This window comes from Pseudomonas sp. JDS28PS106 (assembly GCF_036706555.1).
In the GTDB taxonomy this organism is placed as follows: domain Bacteria; phylum Pseudomonadota; class Gammaproteobacteria; order Pseudomonadales; family Pseudomonadaceae; genus Aquipseudomonas.
Genome location: NZ_JBAJGT010000005.1, coordinates 327,948 through 342,359, shown reverse-complemented (window position 1 = coordinate 342,359; position 14,412 = coordinate 327,948). Strand labels below are relative to the sequence as shown.

14 protein-coding genes are annotated in these 14,412 nt (G+C 62.9%); 7 read left to right on the top strand and 7 right to left on the bottom strand.

Annotated features, from left to right (window positions below):
• Positions 1-2 precede the first annotated feature (2 nt).
• From TRP66_RS10925 to TRP66_RS10915, 3 genes are all read right to left on the bottom strand, one after another.
• Positions 3-890 carry a cation diffusion facilitator family transporter gene (locus TRP66_RS10925; RefSeq protein ID WP_333401667.1) on the bottom strand — a complete coding sequence of 296 codons (888 nt, stop codon included), beginning with the start codon at positions 888-890 and terminating at the stop codon, positions 3-5.
• Positions 891-914: 24 nt separating this feature from the next.
• Positions 915-1,334, bottom strand: coding sequence for a polyribonucleotide nucleotidyltransferase (locus tag TRP66_RS10920; protein WP_333401666.1), 420 nt, complete (start codon positions 1,332-1,334; stop codon positions 915-917).
• 143 nt (positions 1,335-1,477) lie between these two features.
• Positions 1,478-2,152 (bottom strand): hypothetical protein, encoded by a 675-nt coding sequence (locus tag TRP66_RS10915; protein ID WP_333401665.1) that lies wholly within the window; start codon positions 2,150-2,152, stop codon positions 1,478-1,480.
• A 358-nt stretch (positions 2,153-2,510) separates the two neighbouring features.
• On the opposite strand from TRP66_RS10915, the gene hrpB reads away from it, so the two are divergent.
• Positions 2,511-5,021: an ATP-dependent helicase HrpB gene (gene hrpB, locus TRP66_RS10910; protein ID WP_333401664.1), complete on the top strand. Its 2,511-nt coding sequence runs from the start codon at positions 2,511-2,513 to the stop codon at positions 5,019-5,021.
• Here hrpB and TRP66_RS10905 read toward each other — a convergent pair.
• Positions 5,018-6,103 (bottom strand): endonuclease/exonuclease/phosphatase family protein, encoded by a 1,086-nt coding sequence (locus TRP66_RS10905; protein WP_333401663.1) that lies wholly within the window; start codon positions 6,101-6,103, stop codon positions 5,018-5,020. The genes hrpB and TRP66_RS10905 overlap by 4 nt on opposite strands.
• A gap of 79 nt (positions 6,104-6,182) precedes the next feature.
• The gene (locus TRP66_RS10900; RefSeq protein ID WP_333401662.1) at positions 6,183-6,845 is read right to left on the bottom strand and encodes a YciC family protein; all 663 of its coding nucleotides are present in this window, start codon (positions 6,843-6,845) and stop codon (positions 6,183-6,185) included.
• Between the two features lie 199 nt (positions 6,846-7,044).
• Here TRP66_RS10900 and TRP66_RS10895 point away from each other — a divergent pair, with 199 nt between their 5' ends.
• The 5 genes from TRP66_RS10895 (at position 7,045) to TRP66_RS10875 (ending at position 11,417) form a co-directional block, all read left to right on the top strand.
• Entirely contained in the window at positions 7,045-7,710 is a 666-nt protein-coding gene (locus TRP66_RS10895; RefSeq protein ID WP_333401762.1) for a DUF2076 domain-containing protein, read from the top strand.
• Between the two features lie 158 nt (positions 7,711-7,868).
• Positions 7,869-8,345 carry an NYN domain-containing protein gene (locus tag TRP66_RS10890; RefSeq protein ID WP_333401661.1) on the top strand — a complete coding sequence of 159 codons (477 nt, stop codon included), beginning with the start codon at positions 7,869-7,871 and terminating at the stop codon, positions 8,343-8,345.
• A 25-nt stretch (positions 8,346-8,370) separates the two neighbouring features.
• Complete coding sequence (locus TRP66_RS10885; RefSeq protein WP_333401761.1) at positions 8,371-8,982, top strand: 3'-5' exonuclease; 612 nt, start codon at positions 8,371-8,373, stop codon at positions 8,980-8,982.
• Positions 8,983-9,072: 90 nt separating this feature from the next.
• Positions 9,073-9,987, top strand: coding sequence for a drug/metabolite exporter YedA (gene yedA / locus TRP66_RS10880; protein ID WP_333401660.1), 915 nt, complete (start codon positions 9,073-9,075; stop codon positions 9,985-9,987).
• 101 nt (positions 9,988-10,088) lie between these two features.
• Entirely contained in the window at positions 10,089-11,417 is a 1,329-nt protein-coding gene (locus TRP66_RS10875) for a DEAD/DEAH box helicase (protein WP_333401659.1), read from the top strand.
• A gap of 70 nt (positions 11,418-11,487) precedes the next feature.
• Here TRP66_RS10875 and TRP66_RS10870 read toward each other — a convergent pair whose 3' ends face one another.
• Positions 11,488-12,726: a TIGR03862 family flavoprotein gene (locus TRP66_RS10870; protein ID WP_333401658.1), complete on the bottom strand. Its 1,239-nt coding sequence runs from the start codon at positions 12,724-12,726 to the stop codon at positions 11,488-11,490.
• A 66-nt stretch (positions 12,727-12,792) separates the two neighbouring features.
• Positions 12,793-13,710 carry a histone deacetylase family protein gene (locus tag TRP66_RS10865; protein WP_333401657.1) on the bottom strand — a complete coding sequence of 306 codons (918 nt, stop codon included), beginning with the start codon at positions 13,708-13,710 and terminating at the stop codon, positions 12,793-12,795.
• A 121-nt stretch (positions 13,711-13,831) separates the two neighbouring features.
• Between TRP66_RS10865 and TRP66_RS10860 the strand changes: the two genes are divergently transcribed.
• Positions 13,832-14,401: a GNAT family N-acetyltransferase gene (locus TRP66_RS10860; protein WP_333401656.1), complete on the top strand. Its 570-nt coding sequence runs from the start codon at positions 13,832-13,834 to the stop codon at positions 14,399-14,401.
• The last annotated feature ends 11 nt before the right edge of the window (positions 14,402-14,412 follow it).

Sequence of the window (14,412 nt, the reverse complement as noted above, 5' to 3'; positions counted from 1 at the left end):
GATCAGGCGCGTTTGACCACTTCCTGCGGGTCGGCGTGCACCAGCACCTCGGCTCGCGGATAGCGCTGGTGAATCGCATCGGTCACTTGCTCGCACAGATCGTGGGCAACCGACAGTGTCAGATTGCCGGGCAGCTCCAGATGCAACTGGACGAACCAGTGACTGCCGGAAATCCGCGTGCGCAGATCATGGGCACCGAGCACGCCGGGCACTGCGCAGGCCAGCTCCAGCATTCGGCTGCTGACATCCGCCGGCAGCTCCTCGTCCATCAATACCGAAACGGTGTCGCGGGCAATATGAACGGCGCTCCAGAGAATGTAGCCGGCAATCGCCAGCCCGAAATATCCGTCCAGCTCTTGCCAGCCGTACCAGGCTAGAGCCAGCGCTACCAGAATGCTGGCGTTGAGCAGCAAGTCCGAGCGGTAATGCAGGGAGTCGGCGCGAATCGCCGCCGAGCCGGTTTCCTTGATCACCTTGTGCTGCAAGGTCAGCAGACCCAGCGTCACGAAGATCGACATTACCATCACCACAATGCCCAGCAAGGGTGAACCCAGCGGCTGCGGGTTCTGGATGCGTTCGACGGCCTGAAAAGCCACCAGCACGCCGCTGACCGCGATGAACAGTGCCTGAGCCATAGCCGACAAGGCCTCGGCCTTGCCATGGCCGTAGCGGTGATCGTCGTCGGCCGGACGCAGCGCGTAATGCACGGCCACCAGATTGAGGAACGAAGCGGCGCCATCCAGCAGCGAATCGGTAAGCCCCGCCAGCAGACTTACCGACCCGCTCAGCCACCACGCAACGCCTTTGGCGATGATCAGACTCACGGCCACCCCCAAGGATGCTCGGGTGGCCAGTCGTAGCAGGCGCGCGTGATCGGTGCTGATATTCATGAGGCTCCCTGCGGGGCGCGGTTATCAGGCAGCAGGCACCATGCCTAGCGTCGCCAGTTGCTCCGTACTGCCCTTGTGCTGGATCAGACGAGGATCGTCCAGCGGCAGCGAACGGCCCAGCTCGGCCTCGATGATCGCCTGCAGCTTGAGATTGTCGACGCTGCCATCAGGATTCACCGCCCGTTGCAGCTTCTGCGGATCGACCTGCGCATGCTCGCCGGGTGCGTAGTAGATCGCACCGGTAGCGAAGTCCACGGCAAAGGCGATCACACCGGGAATGAGGTAGAACAGCAGGCCGAAGGCATCGAGTGCGGCGATGGCCGGGTCGATCTTGCCATCGATCTGACCGCGACGATCAGGGTAGAAAATACTGCCGCACGCCGAAATCTGGGTGAGCAGGGCGGCAACCAGAACACCGCCGATCAAACGGGAAGGAACGCGCATGGAAAGCTCCTGAAATGAAGAGGCCAACTATACAAGGCAAAGGCTGCAAGGCTAAGACTATTGCGTGCAATGGCGGTTCTCAAATGCCCGGGTTTATCGCCAGCTGCCTGTCAGCCACTGCATCTGATACTGGCGAATCCGTATTATTCCCGACTCAGCCCGGTCAGATGGGCCTTCCATCTCACCCACTCACCCAGCATGTCGGGAACCCTGTCATGACACCTGAGCCAGTCATGCAGGCCGGGGTCGATCCACTTGATGATCTCGGAAAGATCACGATGCACCTCGGATAACGGTTGCCACAACAATGGCTCATGGTGGAAGCAGCGGTTACGAAGGTCTCGGCCCTTATTGAGGCGCGTGCGGATGTGATCAGGTCGACGCATGTTCCTGGGGCAGCAGTAAAACACTCGCATCAAAGGCTTGGACAGCTGTTTGATGGTTGCTCGGTTGAACAGAGATGTCCAAAATCCGAAACTGAGTTCAGCCACTATATTGTCAGGACGGACTTCGACTTTTCGTTGCAGTAACGAATTTTTTGCTACAGCAACCCTGTCGTACAGTTTCTGGAGATGTATGTCACCCGCGCCATTCCAGCTTTCGTACCAGTCAACATGGCCATACTCTCGCGCCATTTCCTTTTGAATACCGTTCCGTAGCGCCACTTCAAGTACGTGGAAGACGGTAACAAGTGACTCTGCAATCTTCATGTTGTGAACATAGGCTTCAGCCGCCCGCGCTTGCGAGCCGCAGTTGCTGTTCAGGTACCGCGACATCCGTGGTGTAGAAAGCTTCGCTTCCAGCGTAAGCCAGACCATACCGAGCTCCTTGATGTTGAGAGGCGGGTTGGCATCCCTGCTACCCCGAGTGGAAGCCTACACGCGGTCCTCGCCCACCCCCAAGCGCCGTCGTGGTATCTGAATATGACGGCAAACCTCTGAGAATTACGCAGCACGGCGACCCTCAGTAATTTGAGGTTGACGTTGTCGAATGCTGTGATAGATTCGCTTGGCTGCCCTGACCACTCCACTCCCGGGATACAGAAACGGTGATGAGATCAGGTTGTGTTATGGCCCCGCTCTGCGGGGCCTTCTCATTTCCGCCGGTCGAGCGAGTCGCTGTCCGGTGCGATGTGCTCAAGTCCTCATATAATCGGCCCCTTGTTCTGGAGCCGCCATGATTTCTCTTCCCATCGATTCAGTCCTGCCGGCCTTGCGCCAGGCGCTCATGTCCCGTGACGAAGCCGTGCTCGAAGCCCCTCCCGGCGCGGGCAAGACGACGCGCGTGCCTCTGGCGCTGCTGGACGAACCCTGGCTGGCGGGGCAGCAGATCCTGATGCTCGAACCTCGCCGGCTGGCGGCGCGCGCCGCGGCCGAGCGACTGGCAAGCGAGCTGGGCGAGAACGTCGGCGAAACGGTCGGCTATCGAATTCGTCTGGAGAGCAAGGTCGGTCCCAGGACCCGTATCGAGGTGGTCACGGAGGGCATCCTGACCCGCCGCCTGCAGGACGATCCCGCGCTGGAAGGCGTCGGTCTGCTGATATTCGATGAGTTTCACGAGCGCAGCCTGGACGCCGACCTGGCCTTGGCGCTGAGCCTGAACGGTCGCGAGCTGTTTCGCGACGAGCAGCCGCTGAAAATCCTGCTGATGTCGGCCACCCTGGAAGGCGAGCGCTTGTCGGCGTTGCTCGACGATGCGCCCGTGGTGCGCAGCGAAGGACGCATGTTTCCGGTGGCGATCAACTGGGGCAGGCCTTTCCAGCCGGGAGAGTTCATTGAGCCGCGCGTGGTGCAGACGCTACTCGACGCCTTGGGCAACGAAAGCGGCAGCGTGCTGGTTTTCCTGCCGGGGCAGGCGGAGATCCGCAGAGTCCATCAGCAATTGGGCGAAGCGCTGGGCGAGCGGGCCGATATCCTGCTCTGCCCGCTGCATGGCGAACTGGACCTGAGCGCTCAGCGCGCCGCCATCGATCCCGCGCCCCAGGGCAAGCGCAAGGTCGTGCTGGCGACCAATATCGCGGAGACCAGCCTGACCATCGATGGCGTGCGGGTCGTGGTGGATGCCGGGCTGGCGCGGGTGCCGCGTTTCGATCCCGGCAGCGGCATGACCCGGCTCGACACTCAGCGTATCTCCCGGGCCAGCGCGACCCAGCGCGCCGGTCGCGCCGGGCGTCTGGAGCCTGGCGTGTGCTATCGCCTGTGGTCCGAAGCTCAACATGAACACCTGGCGGCCTACGGCATCGCCGAAATGCTCCAGGCCGATCTGGCCGGGCTGGCGTTGCAATTGACGCGTTGGGGTGTGTCACCGGGCCAGTTGAAATGGCTGGACATCCCGCCTGCCGCCGCCTTCGCTCAGGCCTGCGATCTGTTGCAGCGTCTGGGCGCGCTGCTGGCCGACGGTCGGTTGAGCGAGCACGGCCAGGCCATGGCCGGCCTGCCGGCGCACCCGCGCATCGCTCATTTGCTGTTGCGCGGCCATGCGCTGGGGCTGGGCGAGATGGCCTGTGACGTGGCGGCCTTGCTTGGCGAACGCGACATCCTGCGCGGCGGCGGGGCGGACCTGCACAATCGCTTGACACTGCTTTCCGGCAGTCAGCGCGGGCACAACGGCGCAGGCCGCGTGCGTCAGCTGGCGCGTCAGTATCGTAACTTTCTGCGCGGCACGCCGGACCAGCCGGTCAGCAACCCTGATCACCCGCGCTGGCTCGGCTGCCTGCTGGCGCTGGCCTATCCGGACCGTATCGCCCGTCAGCGCCGGCCGGGCGGCGCCGAATATCGACTGGCGAACGGCCGCGCCGCCGTATTCGGCGAAGCCGATGCGCTGATGAAGCACGCCTGGCTGGTGGTCGCCGACCTCGGCAGCCGTCAGGGACAGCGAGAAGAACGTATCTATCTGGCAGCTGATCTCGCCCCTGGTCTGTTCGATACGGTGCTGGCCGAGCAAGTGCGAAACGTGGACGAACTGGAATGGGACGAGCGCGAAGGCGCGCTGCGGGCCGAGCGTCAGAGAAAGGTGGGCGAACTGATCCTGAGCAGCGCGCCGCTGACCGGCCTGGACGAAGTGGCGCGTTCCCAGGCACTGGTCAATCTGGTGCGACGCAAAGGACTTGAACTCCTGCCCTGGACACCCGAGCTGCGCCAGTGGCAGGCGCGTGTTGCGCTGTTGCGGGAAATTGACCTGAGCCGGGAGTCAGAGAGTGCGTGGCCGGATCTGAGCGATTCGGCTTTGCTCGATTCCCTGGAAAACTGGCTGCAACCGTACCTGACCCATGTAAACCGGCTAAGCCACTTCGCCCAGCTGGATCTTCAGGCCATCCTTCGAGGTATCCTGACCTGGCCTTTGCCGCAGCAGTTGGACGAGCTGGCTCCGACCCACATCAGTGTCCCTTCCGGCTCTTCGATAAAACTCGATTACAGTGAAACGCCGCCGGTACTGGCCGTCCGCCTCCAAGAGCTGTTCGGGCTTGCGGATACGCCGCGCATCGCCGGAGGTCGTCAGGCGCTCAAATTGCACCTGCTGTCGCCGGCACGTCGCCCGGTGCAGGTTACCCAGGATCTGGCGAGCTTTTGGAACAATACGTACCACGAGGTCAAGAAAGACCTTAAAGGACGCTACCCCAAGCATTACTGGCCCGAAGACCCATTGATCGCTGAACCGACCGCCCGGGCCAAGCCACGCAACCCCTAACGATCAGCCGCAACCGGCAACAGAAACCGCCCGATCAGCGGCAGGTGGTTGGAGATGATCAGCGTGTCTTCGCCGCGCACCCGGGCTTCGATGCGCTTGAGGCTCGGGGAGTGGAACAGGTAGTCGAGGGTGCGATCCGGGCCGCTCACGCGGGTGTCGTTGGGGAAGTAGGTCAGCCAGTGCCTGCGGTCGATGCCGCTGGATTCGGCGTGATTCGGAATCATGGGATATTTGTCCCACAGCGCATGCAGAGGGCTGTCAGGTCGGTAGCCTTCACGCTGCTCGGCCGGCAGCCGCTGATAGTGCCCCAAGGGCAGCAGACTGAAGTCGCCGCCGATCAGCCAGGCAATGCCCTGGCGCTCCAGCTTGTCGAGTTGCTGTTCCACATCTGCCAATTGGGCGCCTGCATGGGCGCCTTGCGCCAGACGGGTGTTGATCACCGCCAGTCGCGTGCCGTCGCGCAGCGGCAGGTAGCTGATCAGCATGGCTTCCTGGGGCTTGAATCGACGGCTGATGAAGTTGCCGTGTGGCTCGGGCAATTGCAGCCGCTCGGCGCGATCGATGCGGTAGCGGCTGAGTGTCGCCAGCTTCCTGCCGACACTGCCCCAGATGTGCGGATCCGGAATGAAGTCGGCCTTCCAGTCGAACGCCTGCGCGCTGCACGGGTACAGATCGATGAGACGCTCCTGTAGCCGCGCCAGTTGATCCTCGTAATCGGTGTTCTTGGCGCCGTCGTTCACTTCCTGCAACAGCACGACATCCGGTTGCTCATCGCGGATGACCCGCGTCACTTCGTCGAGGTTGTAGGCGATGTCTTCAGGCGTGGGGCGCTCGTCCGGTCCGCTGCTGTCGGGCATGTCGTACCAGAACACGTAGCGTTTGCCGGCGAGGTACTGAACGTTCCAAGTCATGACCTTGAGCGCCTGGCCCGGCACCAGCGGCGGTGCCTGGTTTTTCGCATCGCAGCGGGGAGCGACTTCTTCCTGCGCGGCGGGACGCCAGGTCACCTGATAGATCAGGGTGAGCAGCAGGCCCGCGATGATCAGCAGGAGCAGCATCAGACGAAGCAGCAGACGGGTCATTCGCTCGACTCGAAGCAGATGGTGCGCAGGAACGGTTTTGCGACGAGCATAGACGAATCCTCCACACCGCAGGCGCGAGTCACGCCTGTTGCCTTGGCTCGCTGATCAGCATGAACAGGCGAAACAGCACCACGCTGATGAACAACTGGAGAAAGCTCCCGATGCTGCTCAGCGCCAGCGACAGCCCTGCGTTCTGCGGCTCTGGAAACAGATACAGGCTCAGCCCTTCGAGCAACGACAACGGCAGGTACACACAAAGAATGCAGGACAGGATGCGGACAAAATGGCCGGTGGTCATGAGCATGCTTTCGCGTATGGCCATGAACGGGGTGAGTTTGCGCAGTACCAGCAGGTATTCGCAGAACGCCAGTTTGATCATGACCCAGATACCGGGAATCACGAACAGCGACAGCCCGAACATGATCAACAGCGTGCTGATGCCGGAAAGCACAGCGAAGGTCGGCCACAGGCGCAGGGTCATGGCCCAGATATCGCGGGTCGCCGGCTCTTCGCCACGGCTGCGGGCGTCGAGAAACAGGATCAGCGCGCCGGTGTAGAGCGGGTAGAACAACAGGCCGACCAGCAGTTCGTACGCGGGAGAGGCGTCGGCCGCCATGGCGTTGTTCAACGCCTGCTTGGCCAGGGCTTCGAGTACCACCAGCGGCAGACAGAGCACCAGAATACTGCCCAGATGGCGGCGGAAGAAGTACAGCGAATCCTGGATAACGGTCAACGGGTTCATGCGCATGGGTCACGACTGAAAAGCAGGCCGACACTTTAGCCCATGCCGGCGCGGGGAACCAAGGGCGCCGGAGGCAGGCCAGAGCCTTCATGACATTTCGTTCATGTCATTGAACAAGGGCGGGGCAGCCCCATTACTGAATGCAGGTTCGGTACCCGACCGATACGTCAACCAGCAACGGCTATCCAGCGAGGTCGCCATGAACAGCGAAGAGCAAACCCTGATCGACGGTCTTTTCAGCAAACTCCAGGACGCCGAGCGCTCCTCGGCGCCACGCGACGCAGCGGCCGAGGCGCGGATCAAAGAGCATCTGGGCCGCCAGCCGGGCGCGCCTTACTACATGGCCCAGGCGATTCTGGTTCAGGAAGCGGCGGTCAATCAGCTCAACCGGCAGGTTCAGGAGCGTGATGAGCAGATCCAGAAATTGCAGGCCGAACTGTCCCAGGCGCGCGGTCAGTCACCGTCGTTTTCGACAGGCGGCGGTTTTCTGTCCGGGATTTTTGGGGGCGGCGCATCGCGACCTTCCCAGCCGGCATCGAATGGCTGGCGCGACGGACCGGGCGTCAGCCCCGCACCCGCTCAGCAGCAGGGTTACGCTGCGCCGCAAATGTCCAGGGGCAGCGGCTTCCTGGGCGGCGCACTGCAAACCGCGGCGGGCGTGGCCGGTGGTGTGATGCTGGCCGAAGGCATCAGCAGCCTGTTCAGCCACCACGACCAGCCGCAGGAAATCGTTGAGGTCATCCATGACGAACCGGTTCAGAGTCATGACCAGAACGACTGGCAGCAACAGGATTCCCAATATGTCAGTGACAACGACTTCGACGACGGCGGGGATATGTTCTCGGACGACGATTCTTTTGTCTGATACGGCTACGTAGGAGCCAGCTTGCTGGCGATCTTCAGGTACACCGCGCTGCCTGCATCGCCAGCAAGACGGATCGCCGCCCGCTGGCTCCTACGGGCCCTTGCAAGATGGCATACTGGTCGCCCCGCTGGCCGGTCGCTTGCGCATGAGGAGTTGCGGTGAAGAAGATCGCGGTGTTCGCCGACGTACAGAATCTGTATTACACCGTGCGTCAGGCGCATGGCTGCCACTTCAACTACGCCGCGCTGTGGGCGGATGTCAGCAGGCGCGGGGAGATCGTCCAGGCCTTTGCCTACGCCATCGACCGTGGCGACAGCAAACAGCAGCAGTTCCAGCAGATCCTGCGCAACCTGGGTTTCACCGTGAAACTCAAACCGTACATCCAGCGCAGCGACGGTTCGGCGAAAGGTGATTGGGATGTGGGCATCACTATCGATATCATGGACGTCGCGCCGCAGGTCGATGAGATCGTGCTGGCCTCCGGCGACGGCGATTTCGACTTGCTGCTCGAACGCATCATCGCCAAGCACGGCGTCGAAGCCGTCGCCTATGGCGTACCGGGGCTGACCGCTCATTCGCTGATCCGGGCCGCCACCCGCTACGTGCCTGTCGAAGGCGCGCTCCTCCTCAAATGAAACGCTCAAGGGTCTGCATCCAGTGTTGGAACGTGTTGCCGTCATCGACTTCGAAACCACGGGCATATCGCCCGGCCAGGGTTGCCGAGCCACCGAAATCGCCGTGGTCATCATGGAACAGGGGCGTATCGTCGATCGCTATCAAAGCCTGATGAACGCCGGGGTGCGCATCCCCGCCTTCATCGAAGGACTGACCGGTATCAGCAACGCCATGATCCGCACGGCGCCTTCGGCCGAGCGCGTCATGGGCGATGTCAGCGATTTCGTCGGCGCGACGCCGCTGGTCGCCCACAATGCATCCTTCGACCAGAAATTCTGGGACTACGAGTTGTCTCGCATCCAGCGCAGCCGCCAGCAGAGCTTCGCCTGTTCCCTGTTGCTGGCCCGACGCCTGATTCCCGGTGCGCCTAATCACAAGCTGGGGACCCTGACCCGTTATGCGCGTCTGCCGGACACCGGCAGGGCTCACCGGGCGATGGCTGATGCCGAGATGGCCGCCAACCTGACCGCTTACCTCACCAACGAACTGCGCCAGACCCACGGGCTCACCACCATTTCCCACCAGATGCTGTGTTCGCTGCAAAAGGTGCCCGCGGCGAAAATCAGCGAAGCGATCAAGCGTCACCGGGGCGTTTGAGCCTGCGCCGCCTGCTGCTGCGGGATCGAGCGGCAGGCTGACCGAAGCGGCGGGTCCCCGCTGCCCGATTCAATAAAACAGAGCATGGACATGCCTTCCCAAACCCGTTTTCCCTTGCTGCTCATCGGCGCATTCATTGCCCTTTATCTCGTCTGGGGCTCCACGTACCTGGCGATTCGCATCGGCATCGAATCCTGGCCGCCGCTGATGATGGCCGGAACCCGGTTCGTCATCGCCGGCAGTCTGATGTACGGATTCCTGCGTTGGCGGGGTGTGCCTGCGCCGACCTGGGCGCAATGGAAGGCCGCGTTCGTCATCGGCTTCCTCCTACTGGCCTGTGGCAATGGCGGCGTGACGCTGGCCGAGCATGCGGGCGTGGCGTCCGGCGTCGCGGCGCTGGCGATCGCCACCATGCCGCTGTTCACGCTGCTGTTCGGCCTGTTCTGGGGCAATCGCACGACCACGCTGGAATGGGCGGGAATCGTGCTCGGGTTGATCGGCATCGGGCTGTTGAATCTGGGTTCCAACATGCAGGCCAGTCCCTACGGCGCGGCGATAGTGATATTCGCGGCGGCGGCCTGGGCGTTCGGCTCGGTACTGAGCAAACATCTGCCGCTGCCGGCCGGGCCCATGGCCAGCGGCGCGGAAATGATCACCGCGGGCGTGACCCTGCTGGCCGGCAGCCTGCTCAGCGGCGAGCGTCTCGACCACCTGCCCACCGCCGCGGGTTGGGGCGCGCTGCTTTACCTGATCGTCTTCGGCTCCATCATCGCCTTCAGCGCCTACATGTACCTGCTCAAGAATGTGCGACCGGCGGCGGCGACCAGCTACGCCTACGTCAACCCGGCGGTGGCGGTGCTGCTGGGCGTATTGTTCGCCGGCGAAACCATCGGCACGGAAGAGTGCATGGCGATGGTGGTGATCATCGGCGCCGTGGTGCTGATCGGTCTGCCGCAATGGCGCAAGCCGAAACATCAACCGGCGGCGACCGCGCGCGGCCGCTGACTGGCAGCCGCTGACTGAGGCCGCTGACTGCTGCCGCTGACTGTAAGTGCCGTACGGGGTAAACTGCGCGCCTTGCGCTGAATTATCCCTACGGTATCTCCATGACATTCGCTTCACTCGGCCTGATCGAACCCTTGCTGCGCGCGCTCGACGCGCTCGGCTACCAGACTCCGACACCTGTGCAGACACAGGCGATTCCTCCGGTGCTGGCGGGCCGCGACCTGATGGCGGCGGCCCAGACCGGAACCGGCAAGACCGCCGGCTTTGCTCTGCCGCTGCTGCAACGGTTGACCATGGAAGGCCCGAAGGTCGCGCCCAATTCGGTTCGCGCTCTGGTGCTGGCGCCAACTCGCGAGCTGGCCGAGCAGGTTCACGAAAGCATCCGTCAGTACGCCGAACACTTGCCGCTGACCACCTACGCGGTTTACGGCGGCGTGAGCATCAACCCGCAAATGATGAAGCTTCGTCGCGGCGTCGACGTGCTGGTGGCGACGCCGGGCCGTCTGCTGGACCTGCATCGTCAGAACGCCGTGAAGTTCTCGCAGTTGCAGACACTGATTCTCGATGAAGCCGACCGCATGCTGGACCTGGGCTTTGCCGAAGAACTGCGCGGCATCTATGCAGCGCTGCCCAAGCGTCGCCAGACCCTGCTGTTCTCCGCGACTTTTTCCGATCCGATCCGCCTGCTGGCGTCGCAAATGCTCAACGATCCGCTGACCATCGAAGTCAGCCCGCGCAACGTGGCGGCTTCGTCGGTCAAGCAGTGGGTGGTGCCGGTCGACAAGAAGCGCAAGAGCGAGCTGTTCATTCATCTCTTGAAGAAACATCGCTGGGGCCAGGTGCTGGTATTCGCCAAGACCCGGGTCGGGGTGGATCAGTTGGTCGATCGCCTGCAAGCTCTGGGTCTGAATGCCGACGGCATTCATGGCGACAAACCCCAGGCCACGCGCCAGCGGGCGCTGGATCGCTTCAAGGCCAACGAAGTGCAGATTCTGGTGGCGACCGACGTTGCGGCTCGTGGTCTGGACATCGACGATCTGCCGACGGTGGTCAATCTCGACCTGCCGATCGTGGCCGAAGACTACGTGCATCGCATTGGCCGGACCGGCCGCGCGGGGCTGACCGGCGAAGCGATTTCGCTGGTTTGCGCCGATGAAGTGGAACTGCTGTCGGCCATCGAAGTGCTGACCCGCCAGACGTTGCAGCGCAAGGAAGAACAGGACTTCGAGCCGGAGCATCGCGTACCCGCCACCGATGCCAGCGGCCAGATCCTCAAAAAGCCCAAGAAGCCGAAGAAACCCAAGGTGTCGGGCGGCAAGCGCAATTTGGGCAAATGGGTGGACAGCGGAGATTCCGATCCGGAGCCGGTGGTCAAACCCGTGCGCAAAGTGCCCGTCTTCAACACCGGCCCGCGCAAGCGCAAGCCGTAGTCGGCCATTTCCGTGTAGGAGCCAGCTTGCTGGCGATAGACGCATCGCCAGCAAGCTGGCTCCTACACGGTTACGCTCTGCGCAACCACTCGATCATCCCCAACGCCGCCGCGCGGCCGCTGGCGAAGCAGGCGGTGAGCAGGTAACCGCCGGTCGGGGCTTCCCAGTCGAGCATTTCGCCGGCGCAGAACACACCAGGCAATTGCCTGAGCATCAGACGCTCGTCCATCGCCTCGAAGGCTACGCCGCCCGCGGTGCTGATGGCCTCGTCGATGGGGCGGGGCTTGATCAAAGTAAGGGGCAGCGCCTTGATGCAGCGCGCCAGGCGGGCCGGATCGTCGAAGGCTTCGCGGTCCGCCAGTTCGCGCAGCAACGCAGCCTTGACGCCATCAAGCCCCAACTGACCCTGCAAATGCCTGGACATGGAGCGAGAGCCACGGGGTTTGCTCAACGCCCGTTGCACGTCGTCCAGGTTACGGCCCGGCAACAGGTCGATCCACACCGTCGCCGATCCTTGCAGGTTGATGCGCTCGCGTATGCGCGCTGAAAGCGCATACACCAGACTGCCCTCGACACCGTTTTCGGTAAGCACGCATTCGCCGAGCCGTGGCGGCTGATCCTCAACGGCCATGGCGATGTTCTTGAGCGGCGCGCCGGCAAACTTGCTGCGCAGCAGGTCGCTCCAGGCCGCCACCTCGAAACCGCAGTTGGCGGGTTGCAGCACGCGGGTTTCGATGCCGCGCTGATTCAGGACCGGCAACCAGGCGCCGTCCGAACCCAGCCGTGCCCAACTGGCGCCGCCCAGGGCCAGCAAGGTCGCTGCTGGCCGAATCGACAGCTCGCCTTGCGGATGAGCGATGCGCAGACTTCCGGAAGCGTCCCAGCCCAGCCAGCGGTGACGGGTATGAATCGTCACGCCGCCCTCGCGCAACCGCTTGAGCCAGGCGCGCAGTAACGGCGCGGCTTTCATGTCGGTGGGAAAAACCCGGCCCGAGCTGCCGACAAAGGTCTCGATCCCCAGCCCATGAATCCACTCGCACAGCGCAGCGGCATCGAAATCCCGCAGCAAGGGGGCGATTTCAGGCGCTCGCTCGGCATAGCGCGACAGGAATGCCGGATACGGCTCTGAATGGGTAATGTTCATCCCGCCGACGCCCGCCAGCAGGAACTTGCGGCCAACCGAAGGCATGGCGTCGAACAGCTCTACCTTGATTCCGGCCTGACTCAACACTTCGGCCGCCATCAGCCCCGCCGGACCACCTCCGATGATGGCGACGGATGAAGACGAGGGCGGAGTGAGGTCGGTCATGAACTGAATATCGGTGGCAGCGAGGGGTTGCGCATTCTACCCGACTTTCGCCCGCTGCTTTGTCGCTCAGAGCCCGAGGTCGTTCCAGACTTTGTGCGCGGTGTGGTGCAGGATGCCATGACGACGCGCCAGCGCCTGGCGGTCCTTGCTGTAACCACCGCCGATCACGCCCATCACCGGAATGTCACGGCCCAGACAATGTCGCAAGACCGCTTCGTCTCGCGCCGCCAGACCCTGATCGGTCAGCTTCAGGTAACCGAGTGCGTCGTCCTTGTGCACATCGACGCCGGCGTCGTACAGCACCAGATCCGGTTTATGAAAAGGCAGCAGGTAGTTGAGCACATCATCGACCACGTGCAGGTATTCGAGGTCGCCCATGCCCATGGGCAGCGGGATGTCCCAATCGCTTTGGGCCTTGCGCGCCGGAAAGTTCTTTTCGCAGTGCAGCGAAACGGTCACCGCTTCCTCGGTGTCGGCCAGGATTCGCGCGGTGCCATCGCCCTGATGCACGTCGCAATCGAAGATCAGAACCTTGTCCACGCGGCCGCTGGCCAGCAGAAAGCGGCTGATGACCGCCAGATCGTTGAAGATGCAGAAGCCTGCCGGATAGTCGTAATGCGCGTGATGGGTGCCACCCGCCAGATGACAGCCCAACCCGTGTTCCAGCGCTTTCTCTGCGGTCAGCAACGAACCCCCCACCGCGCGAATGGTGCGCCGCGCCAGATCCTCGCTCCAGGGCAGGCCGAGGCGACGCTGGTCCTCCCGGGACAGGTCGCCGCTCAGGTAACGCTCGATATAGGCCGGATCATGGGCGAGGGCGAGGATCTCCGAAGTGCACAACTCAGGTCGCAGCAATTGCGCGTCGCGGGCCAGGCCGCTTTCCACCAGGTGGTCGCGCAGCAGGCGGAACTTGTCCATCGGAAATCGATGGTCCGCTGGAAATTCGGGGCTGTAATCGTCGTGGTAGATGAGCGGCAGGGACATTTTGCGTCCGATCGGAGGTCGAAGGCCGATAGTGCCAGCATTGTCGGTCGGCGCACAGCGAACCGACAGGTCCAACGACTACACTGGCGCACTTTTCAAGCAGGCTAACAGGGGAGAATCGATGGAGCCGATACTCAAGCTCGACAGCGCGCGATTGAAGATGCGCCAATGGCGAGACGACGACTTGCCGGCTTTTGCCGCCCTGTGCGCGGACCCGCAGGTCATGCGCTACTTTCCCGAGCCCTTGAGCCGGCTCGAAAGCGCGGCCATGATCGGGCGGATGCGCGGGCATTTCGCTGAACTTGGCTTCGGGCTGTGGGCGCTCGAACGCAAGGACACTGGGGACTTCATCGGTTTCACTGGCCTGGGGGTGGTGGGTTTCGATGCGCATTTCACGCCTGCAGTCGAAATCGGCTGGCGTCTGGCGCGTGAGCACTGGGGGCTGGGTTTCGCCAGCGAAGCGGCCTGGACCGTGCTGGGCTGCGGCTTCGAGCGCCTGGGACTGGATGAAATAGTGTCCTTCACCGCGTCCAGCAATGAGCCTTCGCAGAAGGTCATGCAGGCCATCGGCATGCGCCGCGATGAATCAGGCAACTTCGATCATCCGAACCTGCCACAGGACCATCCTCTCCAGCCTCATGTGCTGTACCGGATCAGTCGTGAAGAATGGCTCACTACGCTCAAACCCTGAGTGAGTTCCCC

Coding starts and splice junctions, on each gene's coding strand:
- TRP66_RS10920 (WP_333401666.1), bottom strand. CDS start 1,334: ATGCGCGTTCCTTCCCGTTTGATCGGCGGTGTTCTGGTTGCCGCCCTG.
- TRP66_RS10875 (WP_333401659.1), top strand. CDS start 10,089: ATGACATTCGCTTCACTCGGCCTGATCGAACCCTTGCTGCGCGCGCTC.
- TRP66_RS10860 (WP_333401656.1), top strand. CDS start 13,832: ATGGAGCCGATACTCAAGCTCGACAGCGCGCGATTGAAGATGCGCCAA.
- TRP66_RS10895 (WP_333401762.1), top strand. CDS start 7,045: ATGAACAGCGAAGAGCAAACCCTGATCGACGGTCTTTTCAGCAAACTC.
- TRP66_RS10865 (WP_333401657.1), bottom strand. CDS start 13,710: ATGTCCCTGCCGCTCATCTACCACGACGATTACAGCCCCGAATTTCCA.
- TRP66_RS10915 (WP_333401665.1), bottom strand. CDS start 2,152: ATGGTCTGGCTTACGCTGGAAGCGAAGCTTTCTACACCACGGATGTCG.
- TRP66_RS10905 (WP_333401663.1), bottom strand. CDS start 6,103: ATGACCCGTCTGCTGCTTCGTCTGATGCTGCTCCTGCTGATCATCGCG.
- TRP66_RS10870 (WP_333401658.1), bottom strand. CDS start 12,726: ATGACCGACCTCACTCCGCCCTCGTCTTCATCCGTCGCCATCATCGGA.
- TRP66_RS10925 (WP_333401667.1), bottom strand. CDS start 890: ATGAATATCAGCACCGATCACGCGCGCCTGCTACGACTGGCCACCCGA.
- hrpB (WP_333401664.1), top strand. CDS start 2,511: ATGATTTCTCTTCCCATCGATTCAGTCCTGCCGGCCTTGCGCCAGGCG.
- TRP66_RS10900 (WP_333401662.1), bottom strand. CDS start 6,845: ATGAACCCGTTGACCGTTATCCAGGATTCGCTGTACTTCTTCCGCCGC.
- yedA (WP_333401660.1), top strand. CDS start 9,073: ATGCCTTCCCAAACCCGTTTTCCCTTGCTGCTCATCGGCGCATTCATT.